General features: G+C 46.2%; 17 protein-coding genes and 1 pseudogene. 15 read left to right on the forward strand and 3 right to left on the reverse strand.

Annotated features, from left to right (window positions below; genetic code table 11):
* The first annotated feature begins 14 nt into the window (after positions 1-14).
* The 3 genes and pseudogenes from D5E69_RS11275 to D5E69_RS11285 all read left to right on the forward strand — a co-directional run bounded on the left by D5E69_RS11275 (position 15) and on the right by D5E69_RS11285 (position 3,185).
* The gene (locus D5E69_RS11275) at positions 15-653 is read left to right on the forward strand and encodes a bifunctional 4-hydroxy-2-oxoglutarate aldolase/2-dehydro-3-deoxy-phosphogluconate aldolase (protein WP_159130350.1); all 639 of its coding nucleotides are present in this window, start codon (positions 15-17) and stop codon (positions 651-653) included.
* Positions 650-1,797 (forward strand): annotated as a pseudogene (dgoD, locus tag D5E69_RS11280) (galactonate dehydratase). The gene D5E69_RS11275 and the pseudogene dgoD overlap by 4 nt, the downstream one beginning before the upstream one ends.
* A gap of 35 nt (positions 1,798-1,832) precedes the next feature.
* Positions 1,833-3,185, forward strand: coding sequence for a GntP family permease (locus tag D5E69_RS11285; RefSeq protein WP_048016293.1), 1,353 nt, complete (start codon positions 1,833-1,835; stop codon positions 3,183-3,185).
* A gap of 115 nt (positions 3,186-3,300) precedes the next feature.
* Here the strand turns inward: D5E69_RS11285 and cyoE are convergent, their stop codons facing one another.
* Positions 3,301-4,212, reverse strand: a complete 912-nt coding sequence (gene cyoE / locus D5E69_RS11290) for a heme o synthase (protein ID WP_048003595.1) — start codon at positions 4,210-4,212, stop codon at positions 3,301-3,303.
* A 128-nt stretch (positions 4,213-4,340) separates the two neighbouring features.
* Between cyoE and D5E69_RS11295 the strand changes: the two genes are divergently transcribed.
* The 4 genes from D5E69_RS11295 to D5E69_RS11310 all read left to right on the forward strand — a co-directional run bounded on the left by D5E69_RS11295 (position 4,341) and on the right by D5E69_RS11310 (position 6,479).
* Complete coding sequence (locus tag D5E69_RS11295; RefSeq protein ID WP_048003596.1) at positions 4,341-4,937, forward strand: TetR/AcrR family transcriptional regulator; 597 nt, start codon at positions 4,341-4,343, stop codon at positions 4,935-4,937.
* Positions 4,938-5,052: 115 nt separating this feature from the next.
* Positions 5,053-5,661, forward strand: coding sequence for a DedA family protein (locus D5E69_RS11300; protein ID WP_063191511.1), 609 nt, complete (start codon positions 5,053-5,055; stop codon positions 5,659-5,661).
* 94 nt (positions 5,662-5,755) lie between these two features.
* Complete coding sequence (locus tag D5E69_RS11305; RefSeq protein WP_048003598.1) at positions 5,756-6,016, forward strand: hypothetical protein; 261 nt, start codon at positions 5,756-5,758, stop codon at positions 6,014-6,016.
* Between the two features lie 205 nt (positions 6,017-6,221).
* Positions 6,222-6,479 carry a hypothetical protein gene (locus tag D5E69_RS11310; RefSeq protein WP_156489339.1) on the forward strand — a complete coding sequence of 86 codons (258 nt, stop codon included), beginning with the start codon at positions 6,222-6,224 and terminating at the stop codon, positions 6,477-6,479.
* A 552-nt stretch (positions 6,480-7,031) separates the two neighbouring features.
* Here the strand turns inward: D5E69_RS11310 and D5E69_RS11315 are convergent.
* Complete coding sequence (locus D5E69_RS11315; RefSeq protein ID WP_159129661.1) at positions 7,032-8,312, reverse strand: IS110 family RNA-guided transposase; 1,281 nt, start codon at positions 8,310-8,312, stop codon at positions 7,032-7,034.
* A 310-nt stretch (positions 8,313-8,622) separates the two neighbouring features.
* On the opposite strand from D5E69_RS11315, the gene D5E69_RS11320 reads away from it, so the two are divergent.
* Together D5E69_RS11320 and D5E69_RS11325 are read left to right on the forward strand one after the other, a co-directional pair.
* The gene (locus tag D5E69_RS11320) at positions 8,623-8,976 is read left to right on the forward strand and encodes an avidin-fold protein (protein WP_187427049.1); all 354 of its coding nucleotides are present in this window, start codon (positions 8,623-8,625) and stop codon (positions 8,974-8,976) included.
* Positions 8,973-9,443, forward strand: a complete 471-nt coding sequence (locus D5E69_RS11325; RefSeq protein WP_187427050.1) for an 8-oxo-dGTP diphosphatase — start codon at positions 8,973-8,975, stop codon at positions 9,441-9,443. The genes D5E69_RS11320 and D5E69_RS11325 overlap by 4 nt, the downstream gene beginning before the upstream one ends.
* A gap of 24 nt (positions 9,444-9,467) precedes the next feature.
* Here the strand turns inward: D5E69_RS11325 and D5E69_RS11330 are convergent, their stop codons facing one another.
* A complete protein-coding gene (locus tag D5E69_RS11330; RefSeq protein ID WP_048003599.1) occupies positions 9,468-10,346 on the reverse strand; it encodes a LysR family transcriptional regulator in 879 nt (292 codons plus the stop codon).
* A 111-nt stretch (positions 10,347-10,457) separates the two neighbouring features.
* Here D5E69_RS11330 and D5E69_RS11335 point away from each other — a divergent pair, with 111 nt between their 5' ends.
* From D5E69_RS11335 to D5E69_RS11360, 6 genes are all read left to right on the forward strand, one after another.
* Positions 10,458-11,552, forward strand: a complete 1,095-nt coding sequence (locus tag D5E69_RS11335; RefSeq protein ID WP_159129662.1) for a citrate synthase/methylcitrate synthase — start codon at positions 10,458-10,460, stop codon at positions 11,550-11,552.
* 231 nt (positions 11,553-11,783) lie between these two features.
* Complete coding sequence (locus tag D5E69_RS11340) at positions 11,784-12,257, forward strand: GNAT family N-acetyltransferase (protein ID WP_048003860.1); 474 nt, start codon at positions 11,784-11,786, stop codon at positions 12,255-12,257.
* Positions 12,258-12,293: 36 nt separating this feature from the next.
* Positions 12,294-14,075: an ATP-binding protein gene (locus D5E69_RS11345; RefSeq protein WP_053071924.1), complete on the forward strand. Its 1,782-nt coding sequence runs from the start codon at positions 12,294-12,296 to the stop codon at positions 14,073-14,075.
* Positions 14,072-14,722 (forward strand): class I SAM-dependent methyltransferase, encoded by a 651-nt coding sequence (locus tag D5E69_RS11350; protein WP_159129663.1) that lies wholly within the window; start codon positions 14,072-14,074, stop codon positions 14,720-14,722. The genes D5E69_RS11345 and D5E69_RS11350 overlap by 4 nt, the downstream gene beginning before the upstream one ends.
* Entirely contained in the window at positions 14,719-15,642 is a 924-nt protein-coding gene (locus tag D5E69_RS11355) for an alpha/beta fold hydrolase (protein WP_159129664.1), read from the forward strand. Before D5E69_RS11350 ends, D5E69_RS11355 begins: the two co-directional genes overlap by 4 nt.
* On the forward strand, positions 15,608-15,826 hold the full coding sequence (locus D5E69_RS11360; protein WP_159129665.1) for a hypothetical protein: 219 nt from the start codon (positions 15,608-15,610) through the stop codon (positions 15,824-15,826). The genes D5E69_RS11355 and D5E69_RS11360 overlap by 35 nt, the downstream gene beginning before the upstream one ends.
* The last annotated feature ends 64 nt before the right edge of the window (positions 15,827-15,890 follow it).

A 15,890-nucleotide genomic window follows, 5' to 3' on the forward strand; every position in this document is an offset into this window, starting at 1 on the left:
GAAGGCTGATGAAAATGAAAACGCTTAACAAAATCCTTGAAGGAAAAGGGATCGCCATCATCAGGGGTTACCACACGGAAGACGCTGTCAAGATTGCCCGTGCCTTGAAAAAAGGAGGCGTCACCCTTTTAGAGGTGACGTTGAATTCACCCGATGCTCTCCAAACCATCAGGGAATTGTGTAATGAGCCTGGAATTACCGTCGGGGCCGGTACCGTTCTGGATGGTGCCGCAGCACAGGGAGCAATCGAAGCAGGGGCGAAATTCATTTTATCTCCCACCTTGAAGGTCGAAACGATCCGGACTGCGAAACGGTACGGGGTAGTCAGTATCCCCGGGGCGTATACGCCTTCTGAAATCTTGACGGCTTTTGAAGAAGGGGCAGATATCGTAAAGGTGTTTCCTGCAACGGCCCTCGGACCATCATTCATCAAAGATATGCAGGGCCCGCTTCCTCAAGTCCGCCTCCTTCCGACCGGTGGTGTAACGGTAGAAAATGCAGTAACGTTCTTGGAAGCTGGGGCTGTCGGTGTAGGGCTCGGGAGTTCACTTGTGCATAAAACAGAATGTGTGGATGACGCATTCTTAGACGAAATTGAAATGAAGGCCAAACGGTTCAGGGAACTGGCCATGATGAGAGGGGTAAGAACATGAAGATAACAGGATATGAGTTATTCCAAGTACCACCAAGATGGTTGTTCCTTAAGATCGAAACAGACGAAGGAATCACAGGCTGGGGTGAGCCGGTGATCGAAGGAAAGGCAGCAACCGTCAAAGCTGCTGTCGAAGAACTCATGCAGACGCTGATCGGAAAGGATCCTGCCCGCATCGAGGACCATTGGAACATGATGTACCGATCGGGATTTTATCGTGGTGGACCCATTTTGATGAGTGCCATTGCGGGCATAGATCAGGCGCTGTGGGATATAAAAGGGAAGTTTTACGGAACACCCGTCCATCAATTACTCGGAGGAGCCTGTCGTGATTCGATCAAAGTGTATTCATGGATCGGGGGAGACCGCCCGAGTGATGTTGGAAAAGCGGCTAAAGAAGTAGTGGATCGGGGATTTGAAGCAATCAAGATGAATGGTACCGAGGAGCTTCAATACATCGATTCCCATCAGAAGATCGATCAGGTTCTTGAGAGGGTGGCGGCCATCAGGGAAAGCGTGGGACCGTACGTGGGCATCGGGATCGATTTCCACGGACGAGTACATAAACCGATGGCCAAGATACTGGCCAAAGAACTTGAACAGTTCCGCCCGATGTTCATCGAGGAGCCAGTCCTGCCTGAAAACAATGAGGCGCTCCGAGAGATTGCTGCTCATACGAATATTCCCATCGCCACAGGAGAGAGAATGTTCTCCAGATGGCAATTCAAGCCGTTGTTGACGGATGGATATGTAGATATCATTCAACCGGATCTTTCCCACGCTGGGGGATAACGGAGTGCAAGAAAATCATTTCCATGGCAGAAGCCTTTGATGTAGCTGTAGCACCCCATTGTCCTTTGGGCCCGATTGCCCTTGCAGCCTGTCTACAGGTGGATGCGACTTCCCATAATGCCGTCATCCAGGAGCAGAGCCTGGGTATCCATTATAACGTCGGAAGCGATCTGTTGGATTATATCGTCGATAAGGACGTATTCCGTTATGAAAATGGATTTGTTGAGATCCCTCAAGGCCCGGGGCTGGGCATTGAAGTGAACGAAGAGGTGGTAAGGAAGATGGCGGCCGAGGGACATGATTGGCATAATCCAATCTGGAGACACAAGGATGGCTCCATTGCCGAGTGGTAAAGGAAAAGGTTAACTGACAAAAGGGAGGGATTCACATGGATTCAGGAACAATGTTGATTCTTATAACCGTATTAGGAATTGCACTGCTATTATTCTTAGTTATGAAATCAAAGCTTCAGGCATTTGTCGCCCTTCTCATCTCGAGCTTATTCATCGGACTCTTATCCGGTATGGAGATGCAGGAGGTCATTGCCTCCATCGAACAGGGGATGGGAGGAACGTTGGGGTTCATCGCTGTCGTCGTCGGCCTTGGTGCCATGTTCGGTGAAATGCTCAGGGTTTCCGGTGGAGCAGAACGCCTGGCGATTACCCTGGTGAATAAATTCGGGGATAACAAAGTCCAGTGGGCACTCGGTTTGACCGGGTTCATTGTAGCCATTCCTGTATTTTTGGATGTTGCACTGGTTATTTTGATCCCGATTGTTTATAGTCTTGCCCAGAAAGCAAAAAAATCGACGCTCTATTTCGGAATTCCATTGCTGGCGGGACTTGCCGTGACGCACAGTTTTGTCCCTCCTACACCTGGACCGATTTCAGTTGCGTCCATCCTCAATGCAGATCTGGGATGGGTCATCCTATTCGGATGTCTCGCAGGTATTCCGGCCATGATTTTGGCAGGACCTGTATTCGGCCGGTACATCGGGAATAAAATCGATGTGAAAGTACCGGATTTCATCGATCAGGAAGAGCTCCAAAAGTTTAAGAATGAAAAGGATTTACCAAGCTTCGGTATGATTTTCATCCTGATCATGATTCCATTGTTCCTGATCCTTCTCAATACAGTGACGGGACTGGTTTTACCAGAAGGGAACACCGCGAGATCGATTCTTACGTTTGTTGGTCATCCGTTCATCGCTCTGACGATCTCAACGTTGTTGACGTTTTACTTCCTTGGGACGAAAAGAGGTTATTCCAAGGATGATATTCAGAATATCGCAACCAAATCCCTGGAACCTGCAGGGATCATCATCCTCATCACCGGTGCAGGGGGAGTGTTCAAACAAACCTTGATCAATAGTGGTGTAGGGGATGTACTGGGTGAAATGATGGCAACTTCCAATCTGCCGCTTGTCGTCGTAGCATTTATTATTTCAGCATTCGTCCGCGTGGCACAGGGCTCCGCCACCGTCGCGATGATCACGGCAGCCGGCTTGATGTCCCCGATCCTTGGAATGGTGGAAGTGTCCCAGCCGATGCTTGGATTACTTGTCATATCCATCGCGAGCGGAGCGACTGTATTCTCCCACGTCAATGATTCAGGCTTCTGGCTCGTCAATCGTTTCTTCGGATTGACTGAGAAGCAGACCTTACAAACATGGACCGTGATGGAAACGATCATCGGATTTGTAGGATTCGGTGTTGTATTCCTTATCAGTTTCTTCGTTTAAGTGAAAATAAAGCCCGGAATCCTGTAAGTATGCAGGATTCCGGGCTTTTTGACTTATAAATAGGATTTAAGGATCCATAAATAAAAGACCTGGACTTGGTCCAGGTCTTTACCGTTTAAAATATGATGCCCAGCAGGGAAAATACAATGACAGCGGAGAATAGCAGTGTCATGTGAAGTAAAGAATAGAAGAACATTGTATTTGCCCACTGCCGCTGTTCCATTTTACGTCTTCCGTAGATGCTCAAAACGAGCCATCCTGCACTGAGTACAAGGCCGATCGTCATAAGGGTGATGCTCACCGGCATAAGAAGGAGACTGGCCAATGCCAACACCACAAGATACACATTGGTTTGAATGACAGTGCGCTTGAATCCTTTCACCACTGGCAGCATTGGTACGTTAGCTGCTTTATAATCATCATGCTTCCTGATGGCAATGGCATAGAAATGCGGCATCTGCCAAATCATACTAATGACGAAAAGGCTGATAATGGCCGGATGATCGATGGAAGAATGGACGGCCGTCCACCCGATGAGGACGGGCATCGCACCGGATATACTTCCAATCTCCGTATTATAGATCGTCCGTCTCTTGCTCCACATCGTATAGGGAACGACGTAGAAGAAAAGACCGAGTAAACCGAATAAAGCGGCCATCGGTGTCGTGAGTGCCAAAAGGAGCAACCCTACCAGGGCCATGCTGATGGCGATCCACAAAACGGTCATCGGCTGGATATCACCTGTGACGGTCGGACGGCTCTTCGTCCGCTCCATGAGGCTATCGATATCCCGGTCATAGAGATTATTGAAAGCACCGGCAGCACCGATCACAAGGGCAGATCCGAGGACGGCCAGAATGATATTGGGCAGGTTCTCAACCAGATTCAAATCGAACATGTAGAGTGCCAGTGTCAATCCGGCGACCATTGGAATCAGGTTGGATTTGATGATGCCGGTCTTGATGGTTTGGGTCAAGACCTCACTATATGCGCGTTTCGTTGGTAAAACGTGCTCTTGAGTTTTCATTATTATCATCTCGCTTAGCTGGATTCTATGAAGATAGTAATTCGGTTTGCACATACCGAAAAGAATATATATACTATATGGTATATTAATAGTATATTCGTAAACTGTCAAGAAATCAGGAGGACATCATGAACAGAAGAATGACGCAAGAGGAAAGAAGGAACGAGACACGGCAAGCACTTCTGGGCGCAGCAGTGGAATTATTTGCACAAATGGGCTTCCACGGGGCTTCCATTGATAAGATCTCTGAAAAAGCAGGATACAGCAAAGGTGCATTTTATGCCCATTTTGATTCTAAGGAAAACCTATTCCTCATACTCCTTCAGCAGCAGATGGAGGGATATGTCCACGACATTGAATCGATCCTAAATCAACAAGAGTCCATTGAAGACTTTGTGACAGCCATGAATCACTACTATGAACAACGCAAATTCCTCGAACAATCGTCCTGTTTGCTAAACATAGAGTTCCTACTTTACGCCATGAGGGATCCATCCGTAAAGGAAAAGTGGTCTGACCTCATCCAGGCCTCAGTCGATCAGATTGCTTCAGGAATCGAAAAGCTTCTTGGGAGTGTACATCCTTCTAAAGAGCTGACGCCGGAAGAACTTGCCTGGGCCATTTTGTCACTGGAGAATGGGATATCCATCTATTCCTTCATCCGTCAAGATCAGGTGCCATACAGACTATACGAAAAAACATTGAAAGACCTCTTAATCTGTTAAAATATGTGTCACTATTCATTGAACACTATTCATTATACCAGCTGTACATACAGAGAGAGCGATCTGGATGTGACATTTCTCTAAACAATCGAATCTACCATCTTTGGAGGGAATCATGGAAAAATGGATTATTGAAAGCATGGAGCAATACGGTTACCTTGGGATCTTTTTATTGGTGGCACTTGAAAATATCTTCCCACCCATCCCTTCTGAGATCATCCTGACGTTCGGAGGATTCATGACCACAACGAGCAGTATGACGATTCCGGGGGTCATTCTCGCTTCAACGGCAGGGTCTGTCGTGGGGGCCATCATCCTTTACGGGATCGGGGTGTTACTCTCAGCCGACAAACTTGAACGGATTGTTGATAGATGGGGCCATATCCTCAGGGTCAAACCAGATGATATAAAGAAAGCCGATCGATGGTTTGACCATTATGGGTATCGTGTCGTCCTGCTTGGGCGGATGGTGCCGTTGATCCGAAGCCTCATTTCGATTCCTGCAGGCGTTGCGAAGATGAAATTTATGTACTTCCTTCTCTTCACGCTAATCGGTACATTAATTTGGAATACTGTCCTTGTATGGGTGGGATCGGCTGTTGGAGATTCATGGGACAGGATCGTTCAATACATGGACGTGTATTCTTACGTCGCCTACGCACTCATCGCACTGGTACTGCTCTATTTTGCATACAGGTGGATGAAGCGATTCAAGAAGAAGTAATATCTCGGGCCGGGCTCACCTATGTGAGCCTGGCCGTTTTTTTGTGTGGAACGGAATCTTGCGGGCTATACTACAATTAAGGAGGCATGCGTTCATGACATCAAAGAGTGAGAATATGGAAAAGGAATATAAGAACCTCGAGAGGCTGCTCGCTTCCACCCTGCACTATTTGTCCGACGATGAAGTAGAAGAAATCGATCTCGAGTACCTCATGGAGCATACGAACGGACTCCGGGAGTGGTGGCAGCAGTACCGGGAGAAAAACAAAAAGGTATTGGAAAAGGAAATTCAGCATCTTTTGCCTTCTCTTTCTCTGGAGGAATTGGAAGAATTAAAGGCAAGACTAAAAAAGTAAACCTTGACTGAAAAGGTCGTTGAGTTTGATGAACAAAGGGTGAACAAACGTTTACAATTAAGTTACAACTGCACATTATAGTTGGAACCGTTACCCATCTATCTGATATAATCAGGATAGGTAGAGAAAGGGGCAGGGGGCCATGCAACTGCAAAATTTAAGCACAGAAGAGATTGATCTCTGTTATCGCGCAGATCCATTTGAGATGACTCGGTCAATCTTAAAAGAGGACCTCAGGGGGCTTGAAATCATCTCACTCAAAGGGATTGAAAAGCGAAACCTGCTTCCAAAAGAAGTCGTAAACGTACTGTTGATCTATTTCTATGAGGAATTTGGTGGACAGGTGTATAATCGCACCGATTTGATTAAATTATACAATTCATGGGCATCAAATAATGTAAACACATTTGATGAAGCAGTCCAGATGGCAAAGGAAGACATCAGGCATTATCTTGGCCGCTGATGATTAATGTATATAGATATGAAGCGAGACCGGGACAAAAATGTTTTAGTCATAGCGAAACCCGAATCCAGTTGCCTACGATCAGGCAATTGAATTCGGGTTTTTAATTTGTTTCATGAATATTCCGTTTTTCTTGTTTCTTGCGGTTGATAGGAATGCAGGACGAAGACTCCCTCGGAAAAAGTTATTATGACGGGTGTTCCCAACACTTTTCTTAGGTGAAAAATTTTTTTGAATATCCTTTCGGATTTTCTTCATTCCTTCATTTATCATTTATTCAAAATAAAGGGGATCGAGCCTACGCGTTGCGTCAGGAGATTGGATAAATCCCCCCTTTTTAATTCTTATGGGCACCTTTGATCTCTGCTTGTTAAGGGGACTCACCCTCCCATATCTCCTGGCATCTATGTGCTCACATTCCTTCGTTGGGTCTCGCCTTAACGCAGAGGCCAGCTTATGCTCCTGCATGGACTGATCTAAGATGATCGTCGAAAGTCTTGTGTGTGCCGGCTTCTCAGTGTCTAGGTTGTTTTAATTAAGCGAGCGTAGATGTTACGCAGCTTCTTGATTACCAAAGAAGGAGATATCAGCTACCATACGCTCTTCATTGAATGTTTCGCCCCTTTTGCTTAAACCATGAAGGACTTGAATCAATTTCCGACATAGGATTAACAACGCTTCTTTCTTAGCGACGGGGTGTTCGCGATGTTCACTATAGTAATCGTACAGGGACCGAAACGCTGGTATGGCGTGTAAAATCGGGAAAATCGCCTTATATATCAAGGAGCGTAGCCGTTTCCGCCCGCGTTTAGACAATCGCTTGTTCCCTTCTTTTTTTCCCGAGGAATTGGTGACTAACGTAAGACCCGCTAATTTTAGGATTTGGCGTGGACTCTTATAGTGTGAAAAGGCTCCTATTTCTGAAAGGATCTCTACTACGGTGTTTTCTCCAATACCAGGGACCGAAAGGAACAGATCGAAATCTGTCATCTGTTTCGCCAACGTCACTAACTGCTTTTCTATGCTTACCAGTTGTTCTTCAAGCAGCTTCATCTGTGTCAATAGAATTTGGATTTCTGCCCGTGCCATTTCAGGACTCTCCTGATAGCCAATAGATGTGGCCGCGACATCAAGAAGCTTAGTAAGGTTTTTAACCGAGAAATGCTTACCTCCCAGGTTCTTGAGGTTCTCCAAGAGCTTCTCAGGATCTTCTCTCACAAGGTCTTCCGGAAGAGGATAAGAAGAAAGAACAGTGGAGGCGTTCATTCCAATGGACTTATAAACCGAAATAAACTCAGGGAAGTATAGATCAATCCATCGCTTGATCCGGTTTTGAGTCGACGCTCCTTGTTTTTTCAGACGAGCCCTAAATGCCGAACCATGACGCAACTCTGCTTCAATAGGAGTCATGTCACGAGGAATACTGTAATAGCCTTGCGGTATCATCTTGGCAATGACACGAGCGTCTTTCGGATCGTTTTTACTCTGTAGGTTGTCATCCAATTCTTTGGTTTGCTTCACATGGAGAGGGTTGACGAGAACAAAGCGAATGCCCCGATCCGTAAGGTACGAGGATAAATTCATCCAGTAATGACCGGTAGGTTCAAATCCAACGACTACATTCTTCTTTTGATGAGATTCCATCACCTTTAGGATGGTAGCGTAAAAGGTTTCAAAGCCTTGTCTGGACTGACGGAATGAGAAGCTTTTCTTGACCTCCCTACCTCGTTCATCCACTGCGCAGGCATAATGTACACACTTGGCGATGTCGACGCCAATCACCAATGTGTCCTCAGAAATTTGATTAATGCGTTCATTTCGATTATCATGCATGTTAAAGATCCTCCTTTTTGTGTGTGGCTTCGCACCTGCATCATAAAGGAGGATCTTTTTTTGTGCAATAGGTCCATACTTTCCCCACAGGAATAGCTCCTGCGGGTAGAGTAGCTTAGAGGAGACCCCGCCGCCTTGCCGAGGAGGCCCGGGCTACCAGTGTTCGTCATTCAATGGCACCTTTTTGTTTTGCCTCAACCTCTTTTTATCTCAAGTTTTCAATCAGTCCTCCATTTATTATCAGACAATATTGAATAATCACTCAATCGTTGTTATACTGTGAAAATCATGTCGAAGGAGGAATAGATTGTTGATCAACTATCATAATCGAACATTTACTGCAGTAGAAAACTCTGAAAACGGGGAGGTCTCGACACGGACCATTTTCACATACCAGCAGGAAGGAGACCTTCTGACTGGTTCGTATGAAGGTGGGGAAATACAAAAAGGCTTCCTTATCGGATTGGTTGGCGATGATGGATGTCTTGATTTCCGCTATAATCATGTGAATGTGGATGGAGCCATCCGTGGGGGGATATGTCGATCCACTCCGACTCTTCTGGATGATGGGAGAATTGAACTGAAGGAGGACTGGGAATGGCTGGATGAAGCAAGGTCGAAGGGTCATTCTGTGATAAGGGAAATAGTGGAAGGAGACCGTTGACCATCATACATACAAAGTTTTGGACGCTATGCTTAATCAAGGACGGAGATCGGGTCTTGATGATCGACCGGCAGCACGATGATTTTACAGGTTTTATCCCTCCGGGTGGCAAAGTAGAGTTTCCTGAATCCTTTACCGCAGCCGCAATCCGCGAGGTGAAGGAAGAGACCGGTCTTGAAGTAAAGAACCTACAATACAAAGGGATTTATGAGTATGTCAACCCTGAAAGAATGGAAAGGTATATCATCTTTAATTATCTTACGACTGAGTTTTCCGGAGAACTCTTGAAAAACCCGGCGGAGGGAATTCCCACGTGGATTGCCCTCTCCGACGTTCCAGGGCTCCCTATGCAGGCTTCCATCAGGAGGCGATTCCCTTACCTCTTGAAAAAAGGTACATTCGAGATACATGTGACATGGAATGAATCGAGAGGTTGCGAGGGTGATGTCAGTATAACTGTCACATGAAGGAGACATGGGAAGACGAGCACGTTAATAATGGAAGCGGGACAAGAATTGAAGGAATTGCTGCTGGGTTTCATGTGGATATTTCCATAGGGAGTATGCATTTGCTTCCGGTAGTTCAAACGAACGGACTGGAATTTCCATCAGTCTCCCTTCAAGGAGTTCCCTTCTGACTGTGGAAGAAGGCAGAAACGATACGCCAAGCCCCTCGGCAATGAATCGTTTAGTGATGTGGATTTGTGAAACCTTCATCATCTTGGAGTTGGGGTAAAAATGTTTCAGGATCTCGCACAGTTCCTCCCAATAACCTGGGTGGTTATGGGTGAGGATCCTGGCATGGTGGAGAACTTCTTCTTCATCGAGGGGAAGGGCGGATTCAAAATCTCTCCCATCATGCGGCGCGACGAGCATGACCCTGTCCGAGTAGAGTTTTTCACTTCCTACCTCTTTATGAAGGGAGGGAAGACAGGATAGCCCGATATCAACTTCTTCATTCATGACGGCACGTTCAATATCACTGGACTCGATGATCTTCACGTCCACTTCAACGTAAGGATATTCGTTCATGAATCGTTTCAATACGGCAGGCAGGATGGTATCGGCTATCAAGGGAGAGATGGCAATCTTCAATGCAGCGGTATACCCTTGCATGAAGGATCGCATTTTCTTCAATCCATCTTCATGAACCCTCACCATCTCTTTAGCTTCCCCCACAAAGTATCGACCTGCTTCGGTCAATGCCACCTTCTTGTTGCTCCGTTCAAAAAGGGCCACACCCAGCTCTTTTTCCAGCTGCTTGATATGGACCGATACGGATGGCTGAGATATATACAATTGTTCAGATGCCTTTCTGAAATTGCGTGTCTGAGAAGCTGCGATGAACGTCCGTAGCCAGTTCAACTCCAACTGAATCACTCCTTGATTAAAAAAAGTAATTGATCCATTCAAATAAATATAATGTTCTTAATTAATACTCTACTATACACTGAGATTAATAACCAGTGAGGAGTGAAGAGCATGTATCAACCGGGATTGAAAGGAATCGTAGCCGCTCAAACGGCCATCAGCCATATTGATGGAGAGAAGGGTATTCTTATATATAGAGGACATGATGTACGGACTCTTACGGGAAAATGTTCATTTGAACAAGCAGCGTTTCTTCTCTGGTATGGTAGACTCCCTTCCAAAGAAGAAGGCGAACATATGGTGGAGGAGTTGAAAAACAACCGAACGCTCTCCGAAGCTATGCTGGATGTCCTTACACGTCTTCCTGAAAACATGGATCGCATGAGCGTGCTGAGGACCGTCTTGTCAGCTGAAGGGGGATCCGAATATGGGTGGAAGCCTACCCTGAATCAAGCAGTACGGATTACGGCACTCATCCCGACCATCATCGCATACAGAGAACGTCATCTCAAGGAGTTGGATTTTATCGAGCCTCATGAAGAACTGGGGCATGTTTCAAACTATCTGTATATGCTTACAGGAGCCGAGCCCGATCGCGCTGTTTCCCAAGCCCTCGAAACCTATATGATACTGACCATGGAGCACGGGATGAACGCTTCGACCTTTTCTGCAAGAGTCACGGCATCTACTGAATCCGATCTGATTTCATCCGTCATTTCAGCGATAGGAACGATGAAAGGGCCTCTTCATGGAGGGGCACCGACAGGCGTAATCGCTCTCCTGGAGGAAATAGGGAGGGAAGAAAACGGAGAGAACGTAATCAGGGAGAAGATTTCCCAAGGGGAAAAACTGATGGGGTTTGGTCACAGGATCTACAAGACGCGTGATCCCCGAGCGACAGCCCTTAAAGGCAAACTACTTGAATTCCGCGGGGAAAATAAGGAGCTTGATCTCGCCATTGCGATTGAAGAGATCGCTGTCAAACTCCTTGAAGAACTGAAACCGGGCAGGGGTCTTTATACGAATGTGGAGTATTACGCTGCATCGATCATGAGGGCCATCAATCTTCCTGATCACCTCTTCACCCCAACATTTACAGCTGCTAGGGCTGTCGGCTGGACGGCCCATGTACTCGAGCAATCCGAAGATAATACGATATTCAGGCCGCAATCTCACTACATCGGAAGCCTTGCGGAACCCATTTGACCAGTACACTGCATGGCCCTCCATCTATATGGAGGGCTTTTTATCATGCATTGAGAAGAAGGTGTTGCAAAGGAATGAGACGAATGGGCCATACAGGTGAAAAAAATGCATAATATAGGGGATGAAACACACATTTTGTCAAAAAAAGATGAAATAAGCCATGATTTTAAGGATATTTATGGTAAGTTATAAGAGAGCACTATACGGATGGAAAAAACGGGGGTGAGTGCCTTGAATGTAGTACCTGTTAAGGAGATAGAGGTCAAAGAACGAGTCGGATTCTTCCTTAGGCATTGGGGAGGTACAGAGATGGTCATCTCTACAGGCATCCATGATTGTGTCAACCTAGACGGATTTGCTTGTTTAGAAGACAACAAGATCCTGGGACTTATTACGTTTGTGTACGGAAATCAAGAGTGTGAAATCATTTCATTGGACAGCTTGCGGGAAGGAGTCGGCATCGGTTCATTCCTTCTAAGAAGGGTGGAAGAGGAAGCCGTCATCAATGGATGTCTTTCCCTTTCCGTCATTACGACAAATGATAATCTCAACGCTCTCGGGTTTTACCAGCGAAGGGGCTTCCAATTAATAGACCTCAAATGCAACGCTGTGGAAACAGCCAGAATTCATAAACCTTCGATTCCATATATAGCTGAAAACGGAATTCCCATTAGGGACGAGATTCTATTAAACAAACAACTTTGAAAACATCCAATGACCCTTTAGTGGAGGAGGATACGCATGGAGTATATGCTGTTAGTCGCTATCGCATTCATACCATTTATCATCTCGATTTCATTGATCATTTACTCCAGATCCACTGTCTCCGTTGCCCTTGCCTGCTTTCTGGTCCTGCTCGGGGCATGGCAGCTTGAAATCGCGTCCCTCTATGCAGACGGGCTCCTGTCAGAGCAGGTGATTGACCGTTTATTCAGGATTTTCAGGGTCGGTCCGATACTGATCATGCCGATCATCTATTATTTCATTTACTATTTGGTCAGTGAACATGAAGAGTTGAGACGCTACAGGAAATGGATCAATCGAACAAGCCTGAGTGTGATGATCGGATACAGTATTCTGGTTTATATCATCAATTTCACGGAATATGGAGTCACGTCGTATATGGTAGCCCCGGGGAGGGTATATTCCCCTACCCACTGGCTTCCGGTCTATGGATCCCTGAACTGGACGTTCCTCCTGAATATTTTCCTTGTATTCATACACACCTTCCTGCTTCTTAGGGTCACCATCTTGATGAAGGACCCGATCTATAAGCTGTTTTATGGAAAATTGATCATTGGTGCACTATTCGTGTTCTTGAATGGAGTGACAAGTGGATTTGGGTTATTCCCCTTATTCTTTTCAAGTTTCAATTCCATTCTTGTCGCCATCCTTTTATTCATCGGTTTCTTTCAGATGCAGACAGCGCGTGTAAAGCAGGCAAACACCCGTCTGGCGAAACAGAGTGAGCTCTTGGAAGCCATCATGAATCTGAATCCGAACTATTTGATCGTCATGAACCAATCAAATCAGATCATCAAGGTTAATGACTCCGCAGAAAAACTCTGGGATGTGGACAAAACCGAGTTAACGGGAAAAGATTTCAGCGTACTGGCAGAGCCTCCCTACTCGATCAACCCCTTACGTAAAGACGTACAGAGATTCGTTAATAAAACAGGCAGGCCGTACTATATCCAGTGGGGGTTCCAAAAGTTGGATCAAGCCGAGAAGGAATATCACACATTGTTCTACGGAATCGACTTCTCAAAGCAAAAAGAAAATGAGCGTTTGTTGCTGTCGTCTGAAAAATCAAAAGTCATCGGGGAACTTGCAGCGAGCATCGCCCATGAGATACGGAATCCATTGACAACGGTCAGGGGATTTATTCAATTATCAAAAGAAGTTCAGAAAGAAAATGGATACGAAGATATCGTCCTTGAAGAAATCGATCGCATCAATGAGGTTTTGAAGGAATTATTGCTTCTCGCCAAACCTGAAGCACAAGTGGAAGATACCGGTGATAGCTCCACTTCCATATCCGTCGTGCATGAAGTCAATACCATCAAGCTTCTGTTTGAAGCCATTGCCATGGAACAAAATAAAAGCATCAGCATCCACAATACGCTTGACCATGGACACCTGGTCCGATTCGAGAAATCCCATTTCAAGCAGGTGATCATCAATATTTTGAAGAATAGTTTTGAAGCACTTCCTAAAATGGGTAAAATCAAGATTAAAATCGATGAAAAAAGCGGGAAGACCAGGATTCGGATTCTCGATAATGGTCGGGGTATTGCGAGAGAACGACTGTCCAGGATCGGTGAGCCTTATTATACCAATAAGGAAAAAGGCACGGGGATCGGTTTGACCATCTGCTTTAAATTGATCGCTGATTACAGCGGACAAATGAAGGTGAAAAGCAAAATCGGATGGGGTACGGTCGTCACCATCACCCTTGATCCGGTTCCGATGGAAAGCCGACCGCCGAAAGAAGAGTTAGACGGAAGGAGCACGGTGGTATGAACAGTTGGGAACAAGCATATCGAAAAACGGACAACCTGTGGGGAAAGCGTCCTGATCGATCCCTTATTGAATACAGCTCTCTCCTTAATGAAGGAGACGCCATTTTAGATCTCGGAATGGGGGAGGGGAGGAACGCGTATTATTTCGCCGCAAAAGGACATCCCGTCACCGGTGTCGATTATTCCTCAGCTGCCGTCAAGCGCTGCGGGGAAATCGCCATTGAGTCGGGGGTGGAGATGGAAGCGCTTGTCGCTGACATAACGCGTTTCCCTGTACCTCCTTCAACGTATTCGCTGATTATCTTAAGCAACGTACTGAACTTCTTCCATCCGCTTGAAATCGAACGAATCCTCCATAAGGCCATCAGCGGTCTTGTAAAGAAAGGAATGGTCTACATTCAAGCTTTCAGTCGCGAGGATCCTGCCTATGCGAGGAATGAGAAGATGGCTGCAAAAGTGGATGAAGGAACTTTCTATAGAGAAAAGAATGAAACGTACATCCATTTTTTCTCCAAGAGTTCCCTCCTTGACTATTTCACAGATTTCGACGTTCTGATCATGACAGAATCCTATCGTTTGGATCTTACACACGGCGAGCCCCACTATCATGGCGTCATTGAGCTCCTTGTCAGGAAGAAAGCAGGATGAACGAGCAGATTCGCTTCATAAAAGTCCGGGGTGCCGCTATGGAAGTATGGGAAATGGGGGAAGGTGCGCCCGTGGTCATCTTGACTGGCATGAATTCGCCTATTTGGGAATGGCATCCAGTGGTGCAGGCTCTCTCAAGGAATCACAGGGTCATTCTATTTCATCGACCTGGCCTTGGCAAGAGTGAGATCGGGGATCATACCCGAAGGACGGGGGCCATTGCCGAAGAACTGAATGAGCTGCTTCCTTTACTAGGGATCCATGAACCGATCATGCTCATCGGGCATTCATATGGAGGGCTGTGTGCACAGCATTTTGCTCGATGGTACCCTTCGAAGATCAAAGCGCTTCTTCTGGTGGATTCTACCTCAGTCAACCTTCATCGACTCGACGATCTCGATCTCCCTGTGATGGATGCAGACAATGATGCTGCCTGGCTCGAAACCTGTCTATCCTATAGCGAGAAGACTCGCGAAGAGCTTAAGGTTGTAATCCCCCTCGGTTGGGACTCTGGTCTGCCCACTCCGTTGCTTGAAAAGCTCAGCGATTTCCAATGGAATCCACTCATGTATGCAGCCATGCACTCGGAGGTTACATGGTGGAAGGAGGACGCATGGATAATTAAGAATGGTCCTCGGTTTCCTGTAATCCCTTTAGTGGTCATTGCCCGTGATAAAAAATCTATAATACGGCAAGAAGATGGACTCCCTGAGTGGGAGAAAAGAATATTTGAAGCCCTTTGGGAAAAGCTGATGTATGAACAGACAAGGCTGACGGAAGGCAGCCGGTTCATCGTGGCGGAAGGATCAGGACATGCGGTACATCTTGATCGACCCGACGTCGTCGTGGAAGCCTTTCATCATCTGACGAAGAAGGTGCAGGAAAATGAAGGTGCTGGTGGATCTTGTCCTATCCATTGATGGGATACATATGAGAAAGGGCGGGGAATTTGATGTGAGGAAACGATCAGATATCCCGCTTCTGATTTGCCGCTGGATCAATCAAATCAAAATGGATACCGGATATAGAGATACGGAGATTGTAAGCGTTTATCTAGATGGGAGTAAAGATTTGACGGAAGAAGTCAGGCTGACTTGCCGTTGAAAGAGGTGTGATCGGTTCTCGAAGGATTGAATACTGATCGTCAAAAGAGCCTGAACAGACAGCT

It is taken from the genome of Rossellomorea marisflavi, assembly GCF_009806575.1.
Taxonomy (GTDB): Bacteria; Bacillota; Bacilli; order Bacillales; family Bacillaceae_B; genus Rossellomorea; species Rossellomorea marisflavi_A.

Excerpts from the sequence above, each read along its gene's own strand:
- D5E69_RS11275 (WP_159130350.1), top strand. The coding sequence starts at position 15 with ATGAAAACGCTTAACAAAATCCTTGAAGGAAAAGGGATCGCCATCATC.
- D5E69_RS11285 (WP_048016293.1), top strand. The coding sequence starts at position 1,833 with ATGGATTCAGGAACAATGTTGATTCTTATAACCGTATTAGGAATTGCA.
- cyoE (WP_048003595.1), bottom strand. The coding sequence starts at position 4,212 with ATGAAAACTCAAGAGCACGTTTTACCAACGAAACGCGCATATAGTGAG.
- D5E69_RS11295 (WP_048003596.1), top strand. The coding sequence starts at position 4,341 with ATGAACAGAAGAATGACGCAAGAGGAAAGAAGGAACGAGACACGGCAA.
- D5E69_RS11300 (WP_063191511.1), top strand. The coding sequence starts at position 5,053 with ATGGAAAAATGGATTATTGAAAGCATGGAGCAATACGGTTACCTTGGG.
- D5E69_RS11305 (WP_048003598.1), top strand. The coding sequence starts at position 5,756 with ATGACATCAAAGAGTGAGAATATGGAAAAGGAATATAAGAACCTCGAG.
- D5E69_RS11310 (WP_156489339.1), top strand. The coding sequence starts at position 6,222 with ATGACTCGGTCAATCTTAAAAGAGGACCTCAGGGGGCTTGAAATCATC.
- D5E69_RS11315 (WP_159129661.1), bottom strand. The coding sequence starts at position 8,312 with ATGCATGATAATCGAAATGAACGCATTAATCAAATTTCTGAGGACACA.
- D5E69_RS11335 (WP_159129662.1), top strand. The coding sequence starts at position 10,458 with ATGTATCAACCGGGATTGAAAGGAATCGTAGCCGCTCAAACGGCCATC.
- D5E69_RS11345 (WP_053071924.1), top strand. The coding sequence starts at position 12,294 with ATGGAGTATATGCTGTTAGTCGCTATCGCATTCATACCATTTATCATC.
- D5E69_RS11350 (WP_159129663.1), top strand. The coding sequence starts at position 14,072 with ATGAACAGTTGGGAACAAGCATATCGAAAAACGGACAACCTGTGGGGA.
- D5E69_RS11355 (WP_159129664.1), top strand. The coding sequence starts at position 14,719 with ATGAACGAGCAGATTCGCTTCATAAAAGTCCGGGGTGCCGCTATGGAA.
- D5E69_RS11360 (WP_159129665.1), top strand. The coding sequence starts at position 15,608 with ATGAAGGTGCTGGTGGATCTTGTCCTATCCATTGATGGGATACATATG.